Source organism: Roseixanthobacter finlandensis (assembly GCF_043195105.2).
Lineage (GTDB): Bacteria > Pseudomonadota > Alphaproteobacteria > Rhizobiales > Xanthobacteraceae > NCEH01.
The window spans coordinates 2097608-2116640 of record NZ_CM195536.1 but is presented as its reverse complement, the minus strand read 5'-3'; the positions used below and the strand labels follow the sequence as shown (position 1 = coordinate 2116640).

At 61.9% G+C, this 19033-nt stretch carries 37 protein-coding genes and 1 pseudogene; 37 read left to right on the top strand and 1 reads right to left on the bottom strand.

The window, feature by feature from the left end; genetic code table 11:
* The first annotated feature begins 6 nt into the window (after positions 1 to 6).
* From V5G24_RS09840 to V5G24_RS09660, 37 genes and pseudogenes are all read left to right on the top strand, one after another.
* A complete protein-coding gene (locus tag V5G24_RS09840) occupies positions 7 to 468 on the top strand; it encodes a PEGA domain-containing protein (RefSeq protein ID WP_394072620.1) in 462 nt (153 codons plus the stop codon).
* A gap of 195 nt (positions 469 to 663) precedes the next feature.
* Positions 664 to 906 (top strand): hypothetical protein, encoded by a 243-nt coding sequence (locus V5G24_RS09835; protein ID WP_394085243.1) that lies wholly within the window; start codon positions 664 to 666, stop codon positions 904 to 906.
* Between the two features lie 10 nt (positions 907 to 916).
* On the top strand, positions 917 to 1168 hold the full coding sequence (locus tag V5G24_RS09830) for a hypothetical protein (protein WP_394085242.1): 252 nt from the start codon (positions 917 to 919) through the stop codon (positions 1166 to 1168).
* Position 1169: 1 nt separating this feature from the next.
* Positions 1170 to 1502: a hypothetical protein gene (locus tag V5G24_RS09825; protein WP_394085241.1), complete on the top strand. Its 333-nt coding sequence runs from the start codon at positions 1170 to 1172 to the stop codon at positions 1500 to 1502.
* Between the two features lie 3 nt (positions 1503 to 1505).
* Complete coding sequence (locus V5G24_RS09820; RefSeq protein ID WP_394085240.1) at positions 1506 to 1637, top strand: hypothetical protein; 132 nt, start codon at positions 1506 to 1508, stop codon at positions 1635 to 1637.
* A gap of 3 nt (positions 1638 to 1640) precedes the next feature.
* Positions 1641 to 1775 (top strand): hypothetical protein, encoded by a 135-nt coding sequence (locus V5G24_RS09815; RefSeq protein ID WP_394085239.1) that lies wholly within the window; start codon positions 1641 to 1643, stop codon positions 1773 to 1775.
* Entirely contained in the window at positions 1775 to 2062 is a 288-nt protein-coding gene (locus V5G24_RS09810; RefSeq protein ID WP_394085238.1) for a hypothetical protein, read from the top strand. The genes V5G24_RS09815 and V5G24_RS09810 overlap by 1 nt, the downstream gene beginning before the upstream one ends.
* A complete protein-coding gene (locus V5G24_RS09805; protein WP_394085237.1) occupies positions 2059 to 2232 on the top strand; it encodes a hypothetical protein in 174 nt (57 codons plus the stop codon). Before V5G24_RS09810 ends, V5G24_RS09805 begins: the two co-directional genes overlap by 4 nt.
* A complete protein-coding gene (locus V5G24_RS09800) occupies positions 2229 to 2456 on the top strand; it encodes a hypothetical protein (protein WP_394085236.1) in 228 nt (75 codons plus the stop codon). Before V5G24_RS09805 ends, V5G24_RS09800 begins: the two co-directional genes overlap by 4 nt.
* Positions 2456 to 3814 (top strand): DUF6745 domain-containing protein, encoded by a 1359-nt coding sequence (locus tag V5G24_RS09795; RefSeq protein ID WP_394085235.1) that lies wholly within the window; start codon positions 2456 to 2458, stop codon positions 3812 to 3814. Before V5G24_RS09800 ends, V5G24_RS09795 begins: the two co-directional genes overlap by 1 nt.
* A 507-nt stretch (positions 3815 to 4321) precedes the next feature.
* On the top strand, positions 4322 to 4678 hold the full coding sequence (locus tag V5G24_RS09790; RefSeq protein WP_394085234.1) for a DUF8820 family protein: 357 nt from the start codon (positions 4322 to 4324) through the stop codon (positions 4676 to 4678).
* Between the two features lie 3 nt (positions 4679 to 4681).
* Entirely contained in the window at positions 4682 to 4831 is a 150-nt protein-coding gene (locus tag V5G24_RS09785) for a hypothetical protein (protein ID WP_394085233.1), read from the top strand.
* A gap of 98 nt (positions 4832 to 4929) precedes the next feature.
* Positions 4930 to 5781 (top strand): ERF family protein, encoded by an 852-nt coding sequence (locus tag V5G24_RS09780; RefSeq protein WP_394085231.1) that lies wholly within the window; start codon positions 4930 to 4932, stop codon positions 5779 to 5781.
* Positions 5781 to 6788: a coiled-coil domain-containing protein gene (locus V5G24_RS09775; protein ID WP_394085230.1), complete on the top strand. Its 1008-nt coding sequence runs from the start codon at positions 5781 to 5783 to the stop codon at positions 6786 to 6788. The genes V5G24_RS09780 and V5G24_RS09775 overlap by 1 nt, the downstream gene beginning before the upstream one ends.
* A 12-nt stretch (positions 6789 to 6800) precedes the next feature.
* A complete protein-coding gene (locus V5G24_RS09770) occupies positions 6801 to 7298 on the top strand; it encodes an HNH endonuclease (RefSeq protein WP_394085229.1) in 498 nt (165 codons plus the stop codon).
* An 82-nt stretch (positions 7299 to 7380) separates the two neighbouring features.
* A complete protein-coding gene (locus tag V5G24_RS09765; RefSeq protein ID WP_509292321.1) occupies positions 7381 to 7917 on the top strand; it encodes a YqaJ viral recombinase family protein in 537 nt (178 codons plus the stop codon).
* Complete coding sequence (locus tag V5G24_RS09760; protein WP_394085226.1) at positions 7914 to 8204, top strand: hypothetical protein; 291 nt, start codon at positions 7914 to 7916, stop codon at positions 8202 to 8204. The genes V5G24_RS09765 and V5G24_RS09760 overlap by 4 nt, the downstream gene beginning before the upstream one ends.
* Positions 8201 to 8635, top strand: coding sequence for a hypothetical protein (locus V5G24_RS09755; protein WP_394085225.1), 435 nt, complete (start codon positions 8201 to 8203; stop codon positions 8633 to 8635). The genes V5G24_RS09760 and V5G24_RS09755 overlap by 4 nt, the downstream gene beginning before the upstream one ends.
* Positions 8632 to 9219, top strand: coding sequence for a hypothetical protein (locus V5G24_RS09750; protein WP_394085224.1), 588 nt, complete (start codon positions 8632 to 8634; stop codon positions 9217 to 9219). Before V5G24_RS09755 ends, V5G24_RS09750 begins: the two co-directional genes overlap by 4 nt.
* Positions 9216 to 9554, top strand: coding sequence for a hypothetical protein (locus V5G24_RS09745; protein WP_394085223.1), 339 nt, complete (start codon positions 9216 to 9218; stop codon positions 9552 to 9554). The genes V5G24_RS09750 and V5G24_RS09745 overlap by 4 nt, the downstream gene beginning before the upstream one ends.
* Before the next feature lie 91 nt (positions 9555 to 9645).
* The gene (locus tag V5G24_RS09740) at positions 9646 to 9846 is read left to right on the top strand and encodes a hypothetical protein (RefSeq protein ID WP_394085222.1); all 201 of its coding nucleotides are present in this window, start codon (positions 9646 to 9648) and stop codon (positions 9844 to 9846) included.
* Positions 9836 to 10138, top strand: a complete 303-nt coding sequence (locus V5G24_RS09735) for a hypothetical protein (RefSeq protein ID WP_394085221.1) — start codon at positions 9836 to 9838, stop codon at positions 10136 to 10138. The genes V5G24_RS09740 and V5G24_RS09735 overlap by 11 nt, the downstream gene beginning before the upstream one ends.
* Complete coding sequence (locus V5G24_RS09730) at positions 10135 to 10653, top strand: hypothetical protein (protein WP_394085220.1); 519 nt, start codon at positions 10135 to 10137, stop codon at positions 10651 to 10653. The genes V5G24_RS09735 and V5G24_RS09730 overlap by 4 nt, the downstream gene beginning before the upstream one ends.
* Positions 10650 to 11138: a hypothetical protein gene (locus tag V5G24_RS09725; RefSeq protein ID WP_394085219.1), complete on the top strand. Its 489-nt coding sequence runs from the start codon at positions 10650 to 10652 to the stop codon at positions 11136 to 11138. The genes V5G24_RS09730 and V5G24_RS09725 overlap by 4 nt, the downstream gene beginning before the upstream one ends.
* Positions 11139 to 11152: 14 nt before the next feature.
* Entirely contained in the window at positions 11153 to 11857 is a 705-nt protein-coding gene (locus tag V5G24_RS09720) for a hypothetical protein (protein ID WP_394085218.1), read from the top strand.
* The gene (locus V5G24_RS09715; protein WP_394085217.1) at positions 11858 to 12253 is read left to right on the top strand and encodes an HNH endonuclease; all 396 of its coding nucleotides are present in this window, start codon (positions 11858 to 11860) and stop codon (positions 12251 to 12253) included.
* Between the two features lie 225 nt (positions 12254 to 12478).
* Positions 12479 to 12706: a hypothetical protein gene (locus tag V5G24_RS09710; RefSeq protein ID WP_394085216.1), complete on the top strand. Its 228-nt coding sequence runs from the start codon at positions 12479 to 12481 to the stop codon at positions 12704 to 12706.
* 51 nt (positions 12707 to 12757) lie between these two features.
* Positions 12758 to 13717, top strand: a complete 960-nt coding sequence (locus V5G24_RS09705) for a hypothetical protein (RefSeq protein ID WP_394085215.1) — start codon at positions 12758 to 12760, stop codon at positions 13715 to 13717.
* A gap of 222 nt (positions 13718 to 13939) precedes the next feature.
* Positions 13940 to 14326 carry an A1S_2505 family phage non-structural protein gene (locus V5G24_RS09700; RefSeq protein WP_394085214.1) on the top strand — a complete coding sequence of 129 codons (387 nt, stop codon included), beginning with the start codon at positions 13940 to 13942 and terminating at the stop codon, positions 14324 to 14326.
* Between the two features lies 1 nt (position 14327).
* Positions 14328 to 14597 carry a hypothetical protein gene (locus tag V5G24_RS09695; RefSeq protein ID WP_394085213.1) on the top strand — a complete coding sequence of 90 codons (270 nt, stop codon included), beginning with the start codon at positions 14328 to 14330 and terminating at the stop codon, positions 14595 to 14597.
* Positions 14598 to 14745: 148 nt separating this feature from the next.
* Complete coding sequence (locus V5G24_RS09690; RefSeq protein WP_394085212.1) at positions 14746 to 14952, top strand: hypothetical protein; 207 nt, start codon at positions 14746 to 14748, stop codon at positions 14950 to 14952.
* Positions 14949 to 15476 (top strand): hypothetical protein, encoded by a 528-nt coding sequence (locus tag V5G24_RS09685; protein ID WP_394085211.1) that lies wholly within the window; start codon positions 14949 to 14951, stop codon positions 15474 to 15476. The genes V5G24_RS09690 and V5G24_RS09685 overlap by 4 nt, the downstream gene beginning before the upstream one ends.
* On the top strand, positions 15476 to 15826 hold the full coding sequence (locus V5G24_RS09680) for a hypothetical protein (protein WP_394085210.1): 351 nt from the start codon (positions 15476 to 15478) through the stop codon (positions 15824 to 15826). The genes V5G24_RS09685 and V5G24_RS09680 overlap by 1 nt, the downstream gene beginning before the upstream one ends.
* Before the next feature lie 167 nt (positions 15827 to 15993).
* On the top strand, positions 15994 to 16305 hold the full coding sequence (locus V5G24_RS09675; RefSeq protein ID WP_394085209.1) for a hypothetical protein: 312 nt from the start codon (positions 15994 to 15996) through the stop codon (positions 16303 to 16305).
* Positions 16306 to 16309: 4 nt separating this feature from the next.
* Positions 16310 to 16438, top strand: a pseudogene (locus tag V5G24_RS09670) (hypothetical protein); the annotation flags it as partial.
* Between the two features lie 65 nt (positions 16439 to 16503).
* A complete protein-coding gene (locus tag V5G24_RS09665; RefSeq protein ID WP_394085208.1) occupies positions 16504 to 17526 on the top strand; it encodes a tyrosine-type recombinase/integrase in 1023 nt (340 codons plus the stop codon).
* A gap of 441 nt (positions 17527 to 17967) precedes the next feature.
* Positions 17968 to 18240 (top strand): hypothetical protein, encoded by a 273-nt coding sequence (locus tag V5G24_RS09660; protein ID WP_394085207.1) that lies wholly within the window; start codon positions 17968 to 17970, stop codon positions 18238 to 18240.
* Between the two features lie 98 nt (positions 18241 to 18338).
* On the opposite strand, the gene V5G24_RS09655 is transcribed toward V5G24_RS09660, so the two are convergent.
* Positions 18339 to 19028 (bottom strand): response regulator, encoded by a 690-nt coding sequence (locus V5G24_RS09655; RefSeq protein ID WP_394085206.1) that lies wholly within the window; start codon positions 19026 to 19028, stop codon positions 18339 to 18341.
* Positions 19029 to 19033 lie beyond the last annotated feature (5 nt).

The following is a 19033-nucleotide window of genomic DNA, read 5'->3' as shown; positions in this document are numbered from 1 at the left end:
CATATTATGTTGCGAATTTTGGGGGTGGCCGCTCTGGCTGCCGTGACCGGCGGGTGCGCCACGCTCACGCGAGGCACTACTGACCAGGTGCAGGTCTATTCCGACCCACCAGGCGCCGACGTTAAAACGTCAATGGGATTCACGTGCACCACGCCGTGCACCATCCAGACCAATCGCAAGGACGAATTCACGGTCACGATAACGAAGCCGGGCCACGAGCCTGAGGCCGTCGAGGTGAAAACGCAGGTCGCGGGGGCGGGCGCGGCTGGGTTCGCCGGCAACGTGATTATCGGCGGCGTCATCGGGATGGCTGCTGATGCGGCGACGGGGGCCACCCTGGAGCACGTCCCGAACCCCGTGAGGGTGAAGCTCTATCCGACCGGGAAGCGCCCACCAGATGCGAACCCGCCTCCAGCTCGCGAAGCGCCCGCGGGGGCTGAGGAGACGCAAGGCGCCCCATCGACATAACCACCACGGCGCGTAAGACTGACGGCCACAACGAGCCCGCCCTAGCCGGCGGGCTTTTTCATGCCCTCACAACAGGGAGGCGCACCTGCCGCGATGGCGTTCGAACATTTTTATACGTTTGCGTATTTTTCCTCTTCCAATCCTCATACGCATGTGTATTATGAGGGCATCGAAAGAGCGATGGGGATCGCGGACATGATGACCAGGGACCAGGCCGCGAAGGCCACCACCACCGAGATCAAGGCCCGCCTGCGGGAGATCAAGGCGCAGATCGCCAGCCTCACCAAGGTGCAGGAGAGCTCGGCCAACTCCTACAAGTCCGAGCACGGACGGATGCGGGCCGACAGCATCACCATCATGGGATGGGAGCGGGGCTGGCTGAACAAGGAACTCGCGACCCGCACCACCAGCCGGGACGCTCTCCCGGTAGCGGCCTGAGGAGGGCGAAATGGACAACATCCCCCACACCCGCCGCGTCCTCGGCAACCGCTCCCTGGAGATGACCGAGCCCAACCCGTTCAATCATGCCGCCATCATCCGCGTGACGCGCTCCGACAGCGCGGCTGTGATCGCGGATCTGGTCGAGGCGCTGGAAACGGCCCGCAGGCAAATCGTCCTTTTCGGCCGGGACACCGACAGCATTCATGTCGCGGTCCTCGAACAGATCGACGCCGCTCTCTCCAAAGCACGGGGGGAGTGAGATGAAGATCAAGGGATCTGAACTCATCCTGTTCACCGAACAGGGGTGGCCGGGCGCTGGAACGGAGGCGGCAGAAGATTGGTATTGGGATTCGCCCTTCGAAGAAATCGAGCCAGATCAAACGTACGATACGAGTGATTTCGAAGAGATCCGATACCAGGGTCGAGGTGAAGACCCAACCTCTGGTGAAGGGTACGACGTTACGAAGTCTATCCGTGCGTGGCGGAGGTCTCGCGACTTTACCACTCTGACCGTTACCGTCACGAAATCCGCAGAGGCGGATCTTCGCGGAGCACTTTCCGCCATCGGCGCAAAAATCATTTCGGAGGGTTGAGCCATGAGCACCGAACGCGCACCCACGCCCGCCGATATCTGGCGCGAGTTCGTCGCGGCCATTGAAAAGCTCCAGCGCTCGCGACCCCGCAAAGTTCGGACAGCGACCGTGGCACCCAAAAAGACGGAGGATTGAGTCATGCACGAGATCATCCACCAGATCAGCCGGCGCTCGAAGAAGTTCCGCGCCGCCCGCAATTCCGGCCGCCGCCTGGGCCGCCGCTTCCGCATCGAAATCGACAGCCTGCGGGCAGAGTATTGGGAGACCGCGTGATGTCCTCCGCCTCCGAAATCACCGAAGCCCGCGACGCCCTCGCCTATCAGTGGCGCGAGAGCCGCGCCGCGCTCCTGGCGACGGCCAAGGCATCCTGCCTTCCGACCGAACAATACAACGCCGTGCTCTCGGCTGTGCACCTGATGAGCGCGGTGTTTCAGGAAGACATCTCGGACAAGCTCGAATCATCCGCTACCCGCGCCGAAGACGAAGATACCGCGATGATCGAGAACCCGCGCCGCGAACACGGCACCTACTTCACATCGAACGGCATGAGGGCGGCATGAACGCCCACAGCATCAGCGACGACCTGCTCACCATCATCGGGCACCTCGGAGCGGCGGAAATCCAGAGCCTTCCGACCGACGATCAAATCATCATGGACCACGTCCGCGACGCGCTGGAAATAGCCCGCGCCGCCTATTTCCAAGCCATCCAGCCGGAGCCGGTGCAATGAGCGATGTCACGATCCTGCGCCCCAAGCGCCCCCGCAAGCCAAAGCTGGTTCCAGCGGTCGCCGTCCTCGCCCCGCGTGAGCCCGTGGCCACACCGCCGCGACCTGCCCCGCGCCGGCCGGCAACGCCCGCTGATTTCGCCGCCGCGCTCTTCGGGTGCGCCGCGATCATGTTCGCTACGCCGGTTCTGATCGGCACGAGCTTTCTCAAGGGATGGAGCGCCTGATGGCCAAGATTATCCGCACTCCCACAAAAGCCGCTGGCGGCGTTACTCCAGAAGAACTGGAGAAGATGCGCGCCCACACCGAAATGTGGATCAAGCGCGCTTTCCGCACCGATCCGATTGACCCCGACAAGATCGTCCCGGCGATCAAGGGATTATACGCCGCAGCCGGCTTGAAAGAGCCGAGGGTTGTCATCGCCACTTCGCCGCTGGCGATGGCCTTCGCATACGGAGCGTCTGCGGCAATCTGGCATAATCGTGGGCAGCGAGGCGCGACCCGCAGCGCGACCGACAGCGCGACCGACAGCGCGACCCGCAGCGCGACCGACAGCGCGACCCGCAGCGCGACCCGCAGCGCGACCGACAGCGCGACCCGCAGCGCGACCTACAGCGCGACCGGCAGCGCGACCGACAGCGCGACCGACAGCGCGACCCGCAGCGCGACCTACAGCGCGACCGACAGCGCGACCCGCAGCGCGACCGACAGCGCGACCGACAGCGCGACCCGCAGCGCGACCCGCAGCGCGACCGACAGCGCGACCCGCAGCGCGACCTACAGCGCGACCGGCAGCGCGACCGACAGCGCGACCGACAGCGCGACCCGCAGCGCGACCTACGGCGCGACCGACAGCGCGACCCGCAGCGCGACCGACAGCGCTGAAAAAGATGCGGAACTAGCATGCTTCGAGCTTGCGGGAGAGTTCGGCCTCATGTGCGCAGCCCGGTGGGGGAACGTCTATCAGGGTGGAAATATGTGGGCTGCATACGACAGTTATCTGACTGCTATGCGCGACATCATCGGTCTACAGCTTCCAGAGCATACGGCTTATGCGAGCTGGGAGCATGCGGCGATCGAGGGTGGCTTTCGGGTAATGCATCCCGAGTTTTGCATCGTCAGCGACTTCCCGGAATTCATTCGGGTCGACGATCGGCGCCGGCCACACTGCGAGGATGGACCCAGCCACAGGTGGCGGGACGGATGGTCTCTCTACCACTGGCATGGCACGCGCATCCCGGCCGAGTGGATTGAGCGGAAGGACAAGCTCACCGCGAAGATTGCCTTGAGCCAAGAAAATCTGGAGCTGCGGCAGTCCGCCATCGAAATCGTCGGCTGGCACCGCGTGCTGCGCGACCTTGGCGCCAAGGTGATCGACGAACATCCCGACCCCCACTGCGGTGCCCTGGTGGAAGTGCAGCTTCCCGACCTTGATCGCAAGAGCCGGTTCATTCACGCGCGCTGCGGAACCGACCGCGAGTTTGCGATTGGCATCCCACCCGAGTGCTCGACGGTGATCGAGGCGCAAGCGTGGCTGACGGGACTCCCCGTCTCCGAATTCCAGTTTCCCTCAGTGAGGACGTAACAGGTGCGCCGCCTTGACCTGATGGGCCAGAAGTTCGGCCGTCTTGCAGTTGTTTCGTGCGGCGGCCCCGATGAGAGAGGATCAATTACATGGGTCTGCGAGTGCTCGTGCGGATCGTCAAAGCGCGCCAGGGGCGCGGATCTGAAGCGTGGGTTTGTTCAGAGTTGTGGGTGCTGGCGCCGCCAGATGCCTGCGACGCGCTCAACTCACGGAGGGTCGAACTCTCGGATTTATAGAATATGGCAGGCAATGCGAGATAGGACACAGAATCCTCGCGCCAGCAGATACGAGTACTACGGGGGCAGAGGAATATCAGTCTGCGCCGAATGGGAAGATTTCGAAGTCTTCCGAGCATGGGCATTGTCTCATGGGTACGCCTCAAACCTATCAATTGACCGCATCGACAATGATGGAAAATACGAGCCCGAAAACTGTCGGTGGGCCACACAGAGAATGCAAGTTCTTAACCGTCGAACACGCCATCAGATGATGAAATAGGAGCATGAAATGAAAATCTTGGAAACTCTTGGAGCCCAGGGCGAAGTGCGCATCTATCGCATTGATGCGATCCCTTCTGGCGCGAAGCCTATGAAGAAGGAGCGCGGACACTGGATCATTGGCCAGTCCGAGACGCACCATGACCATGTACTCGTGGCTGACCGGGCGCAGGTCTTCGAGGCGGACACCGCTCCGGAGGGCATGCGCATCCTCTATGCGGTTCTGGACAGCGCCGGAACCCTGGAGCACCTGCGCGGGCACGATACGCATGCCCCGCACGCATTCGAGCCCGGCGACACGATCATGTTCCGGACGGATCGCGAATATGACCCGTACGCGGAACTCGCCCGCCGCGTCGCGGACTAGCCCATGACCGGCGACATCATCCTCATCTGCATAGGCGCCGTGTGCGCCTACCTGATCCTCTCGCCCCTGCTGCGGAGGCGGGCACAACGCGACCCACTGGACGATGCCCATGGGGATGTCCCGCACTGGACACCGGAGATGGGCGATGACTGAGGCCGCTCTCTCCCGCCTGGAGCGGGACGTTATCACCGCAAGCGCCGATGCGATTGTCCGGCTGCTGCTGACCGTCGCAATGATCAAAGGAGGCCGCCGTGGGTGAGGCAGCATATCTCGACGAAATTGACCAGCTCGACTTGGCGCCGCCGGCGCGCTCTGACCGGGGCGGGGTGCCCGCGGTACGGGCGGCTTCTCGCGCCGTTGCTCAACGCCGGGTTTCATCCCCGAAGTCTGATGCCGGGTCGATTCTTGGCGCCATCATGCAGGCCGCGGCCAATCCTGCGATCGACGCCGATAAGGTCGAACGCTTGATGGCGATGTATCGCCAGATCCGAGCTGACGAGGCCCGGCAAGCATACCTCGCGGCCCTGCCCCTCATGCAGAACGAATTGCCGGTGATCGACCAGAACGGTCGCATCGTCATCAAGGAGAAGGGGGGCGAGCGAGTGGTCCAAGAGACCAAATATGCTCGCTGGGAAGACATCAACGAGGCGATCCAGCCCGTCCTATTCCGGCACGGCTTCGGCCTCTCCTTCCGCCTCAGTGCGGCGCCGGATGGAAAGCAGGTCGTAACCTGCGTCCTGAGCCACCGGGATGGCCACCAGGAGGAAACCTCTATCACCCTGATGCACGACAGCACCGGGAGCAAGAACAGCGTCCAGGCGGTCGGCAGCACCATCAGCTACGGGCAGCGCTATACGGCGCGCGCGCTGACGAACTTCCAGATCCGGGCGCGCGAAGATCGCGACGACGACGGGCAGACAGCCGGCGCAGGCGAGACCATTTCGGCCGGGCAGGTGGATCAACTCCGCCTGCTGATCGATGACACGGGGTCCGACATCCGCCGGTTCTGCGCCCATTTCAAAATCGGCGCCCTGATCGATCTGCCCGCGGGCGAATTCAGCTGTGCGCTCACCATGCTCAACGCCAAGCGAAAGGCCTCGTGATGGACCTCGAACTCATCACCATTGAACCGACGAGCGCCCTCGTCGTTTTCACCACGCCCAAGGCAATCGAACCCTTCCTCGCCAAGGTGAGGGAGGAAATCGACGGGTTTTCCGGCGACATGATGACGGCCAAAGGCCGCGCCGAAATCAAGTCGATGGCTCACAAAGTCACCAAGGTCAAGACCCGGCTTGAGGCCATCGGAAAGCAGCTCGCGGACGATCAGAAGGAAATCCCGAAGAAGATCGACGCCACGCGCAAGCTGGTGCGCGACACGCTGGACAAATGGTCCGACGAAGTGCGCAAGCCGGTCACGGAATGGGAAGAAGCTGAAGAGGCGCGCATTGACCGCCACAAGGGCACCATTTCCCGCATTGAACAGCTTGCCGGCATTGCTCACTTGCAGATCCCAGCCGAGCAGCTGCGTGATGCGCTCGCTGAAGTCGATGCCGTGACGGTAGGCCCCGAGTGCGAGGAATATGAAGCCGCATATGCCAAGGCCAAGGAATCCGCCGTTGCGGCGCTAACCACCGGCATTGCCGCGCGCGAACGCTACGACGCCGAACAGGCAGAGCTTGCGGCCCTGCGTTCCGCCGCAGAGGAGCGGGCCAAGAAGGACCGCGAAGAGCAGATCGCCCGCGACGCCGCCGAAAAGGCAACCCGAGATGCTGAGATCAAGGCCGCCGCTGAAAAGCAGGCGGTAGAAGATGCCGCCAGGCGAGAGCGTGAAGCATCCGAAGCGCGCGAATTGACGCTGAAACGGGCGGCCGAAGACGCAGAACTCCGGGCCGCTGAGGCCGAAGCGAATGCGCTGCGCCGGCAGGAACAACAGCGCCTCGCCGAACGGGCGGAAGCTGATCGCCGCAAGCAGGACAAGGAGCGCCGGAAGACGATCAACGGCGCCGCCCTGGCTGCCCTGGTGGCTGGCGGCGTCGCCGACGAAACCGCGCGAACTGTCCTGAAGCTCATCATCACCGGCGCTGTGCCGAACGTTACCATCACGTATTAGGAGGGCTGCCTGTTGATCACCCAAGCTGCCTTAGAAGAGATGTTCGTCATCGACACCGAGGGCGGTCGTCTCTTCTGGAAAAAGCCTCCTTACAATCACCCTCGGTTGCTGGGATGCGAGGCCGGCACCAGACGCGCTGGCCGGGGAGGAAAGACCTATTGGGTGGTAAAAATTGGACGCCAAACTTTTCGACGCGGGCGGCTGATCTATCTCGCCGTGCACGGTCGCTTTCCTGAGCCGTGCGTTGACCACATCAACGGCGATTCTGTTGATGATCGCATCTGGAACCTTCGCGAAGCCACCGTCACCGAAAACGCTTGGAACCACAAGACCCGCAAGCGTCGCCATGATCTGCCGATGGGCGTACGTCTAATTCCTAAGTCAGGACGATTTGAAGCGCGTATTTCATGCCACGGCAGGCAATTCCACCTCGGAGCGTACGACACACCGCTAGAAGCCCATGGCGTCTATCTCGCCAAACGACGGGAGCTCTTCCATGAGTTCGCTTAAGATTATCGATTGCGCGCAAAATTCTGAGGAATGGCTTCGCGCCCGCGCAGGCATCCCTACCGCCTCTGAATTCTCGACGGTCATGGCCTCCGGCCGGGGCGGCGGAGAGAGCAAGACGAGACGGACTTACATGTTCAAGCTCGCAGGCGAAATACTGACTGGTGAACCCATGGAGCGGTTCACGAACGGCGCCATGGAACGTGGCCACGCCATGGAAGACGAAGCCCGCAGCGCCTACGCCTTCATCAAGGACGTGGAGCCGGTGCAGGTCGGCTTCATCACCAACGGGCAGAAGGGTTATAGCCCCGACAGCCTCATAGGGGATGACGGCCTCTTGGAGATCAAGACGGCGGCGCCGCATCTCCTGATCGACAAGCTGCTGTCCGGCGAATTTTCCCCCGAGCACAAGGCGCAATGCCAGGGCGGCATGTGGGTGGCGGAGCGGGAATGGATCGACCTTGTCACCTATTGGCCGAAGCTTCCGCCGCTGATCGTTCGGGCCGTCCGTGACGAGGTCTATATCGCCGGACTCGCGCGCGCCGTGGCGCAGTTCAACGAAGAACTTGCCGAGGTGGTGGAGCAGATCCGCCGCTATAGCGATGGGAAGGCCGCAGCATGACCATGATTTGCGACCGCTGCGGAACCGCAACAATCACGTGGCGCGGCCCACTATCCGCCTTGACGCACACCGAATGCTCGTCCTGTGGCGGCATGAACTGCCAGCGCGTCGAAGATATATACGACGCCGATTATGACGATGGCGAGTGCTGGAACTGCGGCGGCGAAGGCTACGTCTTCGACTGCATCGATGGTTTTTGCGCCGATGCCGAGGCCGGCTGCGACCTATGCACCCGCCGTTGTGACGTGTGTAACCCCACTACAACTTCGACGGGGACCGCAGCATGAGCGACGCCTTCGAAGACCAGGCGCGAGCCCTGGCGCACAGCATCCCTGTCTGCGACCTCGGATCGACAGCCGGAATTCGGGCGATTGCCATTGGCCTGCGGGAAACGTGGCGGATGGCGCGCGAGTCCCGAGATGCAGAAGTCGCCGCTCTTATGGAAAAGGCCGACGCATTTGATCGCGCGGCGGTCCAGAACTATCGAGAGATGGAGCGGCTACGTGGAGTGATCCGCCCATTCGGAGAGGCAGCCAGGCATACGTTCGTAATTCTGCGCGAGAGCAAGCCTGCATCATTGGCGATCTACGACCGCGTGGCCGCCTATTACGTTTCATGGGTGGATTACAAAAGAGCGTTGGACGTCATGTCTGGCATGGGGCAGGAGCCCGCGCCGGCTCTCTCTGACGATGATCTAGCACGGAGCGTCGGAATATGAGCGAACAGCAGGCGCCGGTATGGGCACGCTTGGCCCAGGATGGACATGGCTTTTGGACCACATCAGAGGCAGAAGCCAATAGCCACAAGTACATCCGTGAGGACATCGTTGCGGCGGAACTGACCGAGCTGCGCACCAAGATCGCCCTCCTTGAGCAGACCATACAGAACGGAGCGGAGATGATCCGGGCCGCACATGCGCGGGCGGAAGCCGCGGAAGCGGGGCGGGATCGGCTGGCGGCGTCGCTGAAGGGGATGACTTGCGTGTGCCCGGAATGCGGCGGAGACGGCAAGGAAACCTGCAATAATCCGGACCATGGTTTTATTTCGGCGATGCCCGGAGATATCGGACGATTAGGCTGCCCGGTATGCGGGCATGACCCGGCACATAAGGTTCTAGGCGGAGGCCCGTGCGATCTATGCTCGGGTGATGGAGTTGTCTCTTTGGCTACGGCCACTGAATATTGTGGAGATCTTTTCCAAGAGTACATGGAACAAAACGAAGATCCGAGCCGCGTGCCCGCGCTAGTCGCTTCCGCCGCCGCCCTTTCCGCCCTCTCCAGCACCACGGAGTCTCAGACATGAGCAGCGAGAAGAAGGACGGTGGGGCGCATACGTCCACCCCATGGGATTTTTGCGACGAGGCAACCGAGAATGACAATTTTGCTCGGACAATCTATGGGCCGCGAGGAGATTATGACGCTTTGGCAATAGCCCGAGTTGATCAGAATGGCGCGCACAACGATGCGGAATTCATCGTCCGCGCCTGCAACGCCCATGACGATCTGGTGGCGGCGCTGCGTGATCTGGTGATTGAGAGCGGCGGGAGTGCTATCCCGAACTCTTCCCTTACTGCCGCGCGGGATAGGGCTATCGTGGCCCTCGCCGCCCTCTCCTCCTACCGTAAGCAGGGAGAGTGAGACCATGAGCACACCGTGCCCTTTCTGCGGCGCCTACAGCCCGCGCTCCTGCGAAAGTCCAGATCCAGACTTCTGCCAATGGGAGGCCGCTATGGACGGCGAATGCGAAACCTGTCGCGGCTCCGGCGTCATCGTCAAGCGCGTCACGGTCTATGAGGCCGGCTGCGGCTTCCCCCACGATGACGGTGAAGAGCGGCCGTGCCCGGATTGCTGCGGCCCCGATCCCGACTTGCTCCGTGAAGACCTCAACGAGCGGCTCCGTCTGGCAAAGGAATATCCCGATGCCGAATGAGATCACTCTGGAGCAGGCCCGAGCCATTATCGATGCGCGGGACAAGCTGACCGGCGCCAGGAAGTGCATCGCGGCCCTTGCCGGTGCGACCAACGTCAAGGTCGAGGCAACCTACGCTGCCCCACAGAGGGGATACCACAGCAACACGGAAACCCTTCGATATGAAGGGCGATGCCACCTCGATCAACTTTCACGGTCGATGGTCGACGGCATCCGACAGCACTGGGCACGCAAGGAGTCAGAGGCCATCCGCACGCTGCGCCAGCTCGGAGCGGAGGTGCCTTCGTCATGAGCGCCACTGCCCCGATTCCCTTTCGCTGGGATGGCGAAAGCTTCACGCCCTATAATCAGCGCTTCGCCCGCATGTGCGACAAGCATTTCACCGTGGGCGAGGTGTATCCGCTGGTGGTGGAAGAGCCGCGCTCCGGCGTCTCGCATCGGCACGAATTCGCATGGCTGCGCGAAGCATGGCGCAGTCTGCCTGAAAGCCTGTCCAACCTCTATCCCACCGAGGAACATCTTCGGAAACGGGCGCTGATCGAGGCTGGCTATTGCACCGAAGTGCTGGTCGATGCCGGCTCGGCTGCGGCGGCCCGCAGGATGGTTGCGGCCATGACCTTCCTGGACGAGTTCGCATTCGTTCAGGTTTCCGGCTCCGCCATATCGATCAAGCGGGCCAAGAGCCAGAGCCATCGCGCCATGGGCGCGCGCGAGTTCCAGCAATCCAAGACCGCCATCCTCGAAATCATCTCCGGGATGCTTGGCGTCTCGCCCGAAACGCTGCGCAAGCAGGGAGAAGCCGCATGAGCACCGAACAGAATTCGCCGGGGCAGCCCAGCCCCATCGCACACCCCGGCGATAGGGAGGCCGGGTCTCCCCCAGGCCCGGCCTCCCGCACCCTGAGGGAGAGAGTGGCGGCATCGATCGCGAAGCAGATCCGTGTGGATGCAGCGCCGCCTCCGATCAACCATTACATTTTCGGCATCGAAGAAGCCGCAAACGCCGCCATTGCAGAGGTGATGGCGTGGCAGCCTATCGAAAATGCGCGGAAAGACGGCACGCCGATTTGGGCTGTATTGCACTCGGACATTTATCCGAGGATCGAGCCGGGCCGCGAAGACCTGATGCGCTGGAATGGGCTTCAGCTTCCCATCCGACACGCAGGCCTCTGCGAAGACGGGTTTGATATCGGCTGGGGTGTCGCCGCGCCGGTAGGACACGGTGGGTTTCCGGACGAATGGATCGCCGGATACCTGCCCCTCCCCTCTCCTCCCAACAGAGGAGAGAAGTGATGGATAGGCCTATTTTGTTCAGCGCGCCGATGATCCGCGCGATCCTGCGCGAGATCGAGCACCCAGGCACGGGCAAGACGCAGACGCGGCGCATCCTGACGCCGCAGCCGTATAATTTTGTCACCGACGGGAAGCACTACTGGAACGCCTCTGGCATGGTCGGCGGGCGCATCTGCATCAGTGACCGCGCCCTCTTAGACCTTCATCGCAAGCCTTCTTCGGGCGACCGCCTCTGGGTCCGGGAGGAATGGAAGACCACGAAACTCTACGACCCGACGCCGCCGCGTGATCTGCCGCGGTCGGCTCCGATCCATTACACGTCTCACGATCGACTATGGCCCGTCGCGCGGTATCGCGCCTCCATGTTCATGCCCCGCTGGGCCTCCCGCATCACCCTCTACGTGACCGAGGTGAGGGTGCAGAGATTGCAGGACATCAGCGAGGCGGATGCGATTTCCGAAGGCATAGTCGAGGATGACGGAAGCGAACCTGACATCTTCTATCTCCCCGGCGCTCATCGTCTGGCGGGCGTCAACGCCAAGAAGGGCGCTCTCCCCATCAACAGCCACCCCGACCCGCGTCTGGTCTATCGCGATCTGATCAATAACCTGCACAACGGTGCCCTTTGGTCCGAAAATTCATGGGTCGCCGCCTACAGCTTCGTGCCGCGCCTCGGGAACATCGACGCCGTGCCGGCGACGCTTACGGAGGCCGCATAGATGGCCCGCACCACAGACGAGTGGATCGGCGCCAGCGCAGACACGCAGATCCCGCCCCGCGTCCGTGTCCGTGTCTTTGAACGGGCCGGCGGCTGCTGCGCCGTCTGCATGCGCAAGCTCGGACCCGGTGACGCATGGCAGGCGGATCACGTCGTGGCGATCATCAACGGGGGCGAGAACCGGGAGGCAAATCTCAGGCTGGTTTGCGACTGGTGCCACAAGGGCAAAACCCGCGCCGACGTGGCAGAGAAATCCCGCACCGCGCGGGTACGTTCGAAGCATCTCGGGGTCAAAAGACCGTCCCGGTTTTCCGCGAGCAAGGAAAGCAACGTCAAGAAGAAAATTGACGGGACTGTTGTGGATAGACGCACCGGAGAACCGATTACGAGGCGATAATGGGCTATAATACTGGAATAGAGCCAGCCGTCCACTTCGTCGGCTTCCGTAGCGAGGAATACTGGAGCGCCGTCCGCATTTGGGGCCGCCCCGGCTTCGTTCATCGCAAATGGGACCAACGCGCCCGGCGTGATATCGCAGACGTAGACACCATTGTCTTTGCGACGGGAGATGAGCATCAGCCTGTTGCCGCAAGGAACGCACCAGACATCACGGAGAGCACCAATGACCGATGAAGAGATCAAGCGGTTCGGCGCCGATATCGCCACGGCCATCCGTTCACGAGGGCAGGTGCTCGCAGATGCGGCCCGCGCACAGGGCCTTGGCCCCGGCGGAGACATGCTGGCGGCGATGTTCGAGCAGGCCGCGCAGGTGGCTGAATTGCGCACGCAGGTTGCTCGAATGAGCAACACGGAGACGGGCCGGTCGAACGCAGGGAGGGCCGTGCGGTGAAGCCGGTCAAAGCCTTCGCCCTGGTGACCCTGGATACTACGGAGACCGGCCATGAATGAGAATGCAGAGCGCGAGGCGTTCGAGAAGTGGGCCGTGGAATCGTTTCCAATCGAAAAATCCAGTGATGGATACTACCACAACCACTACGCTCAGTATTTGTGGTGCGGATGGAAAGAGCGCGCGGCCCTCTCATCCACTCATATATCGGTAGAAGTGAATAACGCCTCGAAGTTTTATCGAGCCGCCAAAAAATTGTGCGATAATATCAACGAGTTCGGACAGGTATCCGACTGTGAGATTTATGACAATATCGAATCTGCTCTCGCTAGGGTAGAAGGCCATTGCGCCATCTCCACCCGTGACTGCGAGATAAATGTGAGGTTGCTGGAGTGGGAATGGCGTTCCGATACCAACCCGCGCTTCTGGCGCGCCCAAACGACTTTCGATTGGGGGTACCGGATTTATGAGGGTGTTGGAGATTTCTCCACAACCTTAGGAAATGAGCGCTTCTCAACATCAGAAGCTGCTATGGGCGCATGCCAGGCCGACTATGAACAGCGCATCCGCTCCGCCCTGATAGAGCCCGCTCCCACCCCTGCGGGCGTCAATCAGGATGATCCAGACGAAGCCTATGAACTAGGCAAGCGAGACGGGCGCGAGGACGCTGCGCAGGAGATTGACCGTCTTACCGGGGGTGATGGGGAGTATAGCTTCTCGACCTTCCAAGGCGAAGGATGCTCGACGCCTGAAGCTATGATCCAGCGCATTGTTGATCGGTTCAGCGCTCTGGAAGAATTCGAGAAGCTATACCTCGCACACGTGATGTCACCCGCCCCTGCGGGAGTTGATGCGGTGACCTCGACGAAGGCCGCATTCGAGGCGTTTTGCCGGCATCCGGATCCAGTCGTTGACGCCTATCATCGGGGGACGAAGCGCAAGGCGTTTGAGGCGGGTGCCCGCGCCGCGCTTGCCCATCTCGGCGTTCCCGACCTCTCCAAGCAGGAGGGATAGGAGATGGCGCAAGAGCAAGACTTTCAGCCGATCGATACCGCGCCGCGCGACGGCACGAGGGTTCGCGTCAGACGTGCGGGATGTCTCGATCATGGGGCTACCGGCGTCTTCATCAATGGCGCCTGGGTATGCTCGGAACTGTTCATCGAACCATACGCCTGGAGGATCTTTCACCAGCCTGATCAATGGGCGCCGGCCCCTCCCAAAGGGGAGGAGTGAGAGATGAACGCCCCTATTTTCGTCTTCGGCTCGAACCTAGCCGGTCGCCACGGCGCGGGCGCGGCGCTATGGGCGCGGCAGAACCGGGGCGCTGTCTACGGGCAAGGGGAAGGACTGCAAGGGCACAGCTACGGTATCCCTACGAAAGACGGAGCGCTGAAAACCCGCAGCCTTTCGGCAATAGACCGCAGCGTGCGGACCTTTCTTGAATTCGCCCGTCGCCGTCCGGACTTAACGTTTCAGGTTACTCCGATCGGATGCGGACTCGCCGGATATCGACACGAAGATATCGCGCCCATGTTCCGCGACGCGCCCGAAAACTGCACGCTTCCAGATGAATTCAAGGCGGTGCTTTCCGGCCGCGCCGCCCTCAAGCAGGGAGGGGAGTGAGATGGACGAAATTGAATGCGCCCGTCTCCCGAAAGACGAACTCTTTGAGATGCTTGATGTCATCGACGAGATGGTGGGATTCTGCTCCTGCCATATGCCCGCGCCTCGATACTACGCCGTAGCGAATGCCGTTTGGGTTATTGCCAACCGGGCGGCGCAAAATGATGCCAAGGCAGATGAACTAAAGGGAGAATTACTCAAGCATCGCGCCGCTTATTTTGCCGCCGCCGACGCGCGCGCCGCCGAACTCAAGGAAGGGCAAAAATCATGAGACCTATCCGCTGGTGGATATTCAAAAAGCTGTCCTGGCTGGGGTGGAAGGTTTGCCCGGAACCTGATCGGTCGATGCTTCAGAGCATGATGCCGACGCGATGTGAATGGGAGTCCCATCTTCGCGCTCTTAAGGAAGGACAGAAGTGATGCGCGGGACGGTAAACGATCGATTAACCCAGGCATTCCGCCGATATTTTGGCGTCAAGGGCGACCTCAAGCACTGGCATATGGGAGATGGCCTTTGGCGCGTGGACCATCCGTCATCTGGCGCATGGGCCGAATTCGACGATGCAGCCGGCCGGCTGCGACGCGTGTCTGAAAGCGGCCCCGGCAAGGAAGGGCAGAAGCAATGACCGACATCGTAGAGCGCATGCGAGCGCACATCACCAATCGCGGGGGTCTGTCTCGGGATGCAGACGGGAATCCTGTCGCACCGAATGGGGCGTGGGCGATGATGCTGGAAGCGGCAGACGAGATCGAGGCGATGCGGCGCGAGTGGCTTCGCACCTTGAAGGACCACATCTTCCGCGCTGAGGCCGCGGAAAAGCGTGCTGACGAAATCTCCACCGCTATCGTCGAAAATGTATCGCCCAATCTTAGCGAAGACGGCGTCTGGACCGGGTCCCCGATTGACGCATTGATCGCGACATCCGCCCGCATCGATGCGCTCACCGCATGGAATGCCGCCCGCGCCATGGACATTGCGGATCTTGGTGGAACGGTCGGAGACCTTACCACGCGGCTTAAGGAAGCCGAGGCGCTCCTCAAGGGGCGGGCGTGCCGGACTGACTGCAACGAGTGCGACAGCGACCACGATATCACGTGGTGCGGTGCGGATTTCCGCGCCTATTTCGAGAAGCACAAGGAGCCGGCGTAATGAGCCCGATCGCTTATTTCCAGCCGCCGCTGGGAGGGCCGTCTGAAGCGGAAGTTTCCGCAGCTAACGAAGTCCTTATAAGGAACGGAGAGGCGCGTCATAGGCAAATTGAAAACACGCTCCTCACATGTACGGGGAATGTGCACGGAAGAGGATGCGGAGAGTTAAGCTTTATCAAGGATACAGAATTCAGGCAGACGTATTACGACCATTCCGGAGACGGCGATACCCGTATGGGGGAAGGAAACTTCATATGCCCTAAATGCGGTCATCGTAACAGGCTTTACGATACTCCTGAAATTGAAAAGTTGAAACGCTTCTTCCGAACGGTGATTGACGATGAAAAGTGATCAACACATCCTCCCACCGAACCCAGGCTCCGAGCTTGCCCAGGCTATGGGGGGCGTTTGTCCGATGATCGACAACCACCATGGGCAGGGCTGGCGTGGGCGGGATGGGCTCTTCGTTTTCACAGTTGGCTGCCCCGTGCACGCGCCGGAGAATGCCGAGGCCGTAGATGCGCGGCGAACTGGCGAGGAGGGCTGAGGGCATGTGCACGACAATGTATTGCGAAGCCATGCAGCAAGAGGTGACGAGCATCAGGGATCTGGAATCGTTCATCCCGGACGAGGCTATTGTCCTTCTCGGCGATTATGCCGCCCCTCCGGAGGCGCGAGAAGGGTGTCTCGCTCGGCTGAAGCATGTGTGCCTATGCCCTGTGGATCTTCGCGCTTCATTCGCGGGCGACGACAAGTGGCGCTTGGAACCTGATGACAATATGCCAGGAGACTGGCTGATTGTTCCCAAATACGGCACGGCGGAGGGCTAAAGGCATGGTGGGCACCCACTGCCTCACGGCAGAAACGATCCTCACAGACCGGCCCATGCGCCCGCAGCAGGTGGCGGCGCGCTGGGGATGCTCGGAAAAGCACGTTCGCAATTTGATCCGGGATGGCGCACTAGGGCACTTCCGCCTGGGCGGCCGGCTCCTTAGGATCCCCGCCTCTGCCGTGGAGGAATACGAGCGATGCAAGACCCAGAATACAAGCTCGGACGGCTCAACGGCCGGTGGGTCGTCTCCTGGTGGGAAGACGGGAAGCGAAAGCGATACCGCCTTGACGCGGGCACTCGCCAAGAGGCAGAGCGCACAAAAGCAGATTTCGTCCTAGGCCTCAGCCGGCGCGACGGCGTGACCGTCGAAGAGTTGTGGCGCGCTTATCTGAAGGAAAAAGAGGGCCGGCGCGTGGTGCGGTCCATGGGCTTCGAGTGGCCTTTTTTAAAGCCGACCTTCGGCCACCTGGAGCCGAAGCACATCACGATAGACCTCTGCCGCAGCTACACCGCCAAGCGGCGCGTTACCGGAAAGCGCGGGGCGACAGCAGACGGCACCATCTGGACCGAGCTCGGCCATCTGCGCACGGTCCTCGTATGGGCCGCCGATAGCAAGCTGATCGAATATGCCCCCCGGATCGAGCGCCCGTCAAAGCCGAAGCCGAGAGAGCGCTATCTGACCCGCGCGGAGGCCGGCAAGCTGCTTGAAGCGGCAAGCGCCCCCCATATCCGCCTCGCCATCATCCTCATGCTCACGACCGCGGCGCGCGTCGGCGCGGTGCTGGACTTGACATGGGATCGCGTTGATCTGGAGCGCGAACAGATTCGCCTCGCTCTCCCGGACTCCATGACCCGAAAAGGACGCGCCACGGTGCCGATCAACGGCACCCTGATGGCAGCGCTCCAAGAGGCGAAAAAGGGAGCCCTGACCACCCACGTGATCGAGTGGAACGGAGAGCCGATTGCGTCGATTAAGACCGGCTTTGGAGCGGCTGTGGAATCCGCGGGACTTGAGGCTGTGACGCCGCACGTGCTGCGCCACACCGCCGCCGTTTGGATGGCGGAGGATGGCGTGGATATTGAGGAGATCGCGCAATATCTCGGACACGAAGACAGCAGGATCACCCGGCGCGTCTACGCCCGCTTTTCTCCGAGGCATCTCCAGAAGGCCGCCGCGTCGCTCGATTTCGTCAAACCACGGCAGGTGTCTGCGAAATGACGGTTTGCTTGCCGGTTCGATGAACATGGTCATTGGGGCCGGTAATGGGTTTCTCGGTCAAATTGAGCCTTTTGCGGACAGGTCTTTCCCAATAACGGCGCCACTTTCCAAGACACGAAGAAAGCTCATAACGGTCTGGTTGCAGGTTCGAGTCCTGCCGGGCCCACCAGTTTTTCGCTTCACCGATCGCCCCGCCCGGTAGGCCCTACCGCGCTCCGGCGGCATCGCAGCGCACCATCTTTTGTTTGAAATTGCGTTTGAATTTTCTTCCTCGCGGGTGGAACCTAAGGATCACACGCGCGTTTAAGCCGTGTTGTCCCATAGGCGCGATACCTGTGGGCACGCACTCCTTTGCTGGCCAGATTCCGCTTCGCGCTTGCGCGCGAGCGGCGGGCATTGGGCGGCAGGGGAACGGCAAAGCGCGACCTTGGAGGGAATAAGATGCAAACACAATCCCCAAGTAACGTGTTGCGTCCGCTGCGTATTTTCATTGGCGGGGAAGACCACCATGTCCGCGGCCTGGAGGATGCCATCGGCTTCCTGCACGCCCATGAGGCGGACGAAGTGGGAGAATATGCCGAAATGCTCCTGGCCCAGATGGAGCACGCCCGCACGCCGGAAATGCGGGCCCGCGCCTGGGTCGCGTTCGAAACCTGGTCGCAGGCGTTCGGGCTTTCGGAGCATCGGTTCGGGGCCTATTCGCACGCCGCCTGAGCGCGCGGCCCCTCCTGCGACAGCGCCCGTCACGGCGACGCGACGGGCAACCGCTCGGCCTTAAGGCGGAACAGTCGCCCCCTCACCCTTCAGCCCCGTCACCCCATGGCGCCGGCGCGATAGCCGATGCCCGGCTCGGTGAGAATGAGCGCGGGCGCGCTCGGGTCCAGTTCCAGCTTCTGGCGCAGCTGCCCCACATAGACCCGCAGATATTGGGTATCCTGCCCATGGGCCGGCCCCCATACGGTGGTAAGCAATTGGTGGTGCGTCACCACCTTGCCCTCATGGCGCGCGAGAAACACCAGAAGATCGAACTCCTTCGGCGTCAGCTTTACCTCCTCCCCGTCGCGGGTGACGCGATGGCGTGGACGGTCGATCTCGATCGGACCCACGCGCAGAATCGGATCTTCCGAGACATCGCCGGCGCGATGGCGCAGGGCGGCGCGAATGCGCGCCATCAATTCGCCAATGCCGAACGGCTTATTGACGAAATCATCGGCGCCGAGATCCAAAGCCTCGATCTTCTCCGCCTCGCGGTCGCGCGCCGACAGCACGATCACCGGCACCTGCGACCAGCCGCGCAGGCGGCGGATCACATCCTTGCCGTCCATGTCGGGCAAGCCGAGGTCGAGCACCACGGCGTCTGGCGGATGGGTGGCGATCTCGCGCAAAGCGCGGCCGCCATCCTCCGCCGCCGCCACCTCATAACCGGCCGCCATCAGCGCCGGGGCGAGGAAGCGATGGATCGCCGGCTCGTCGTCCACCACCAGGATCTTGCCGAGGCTCATGACGG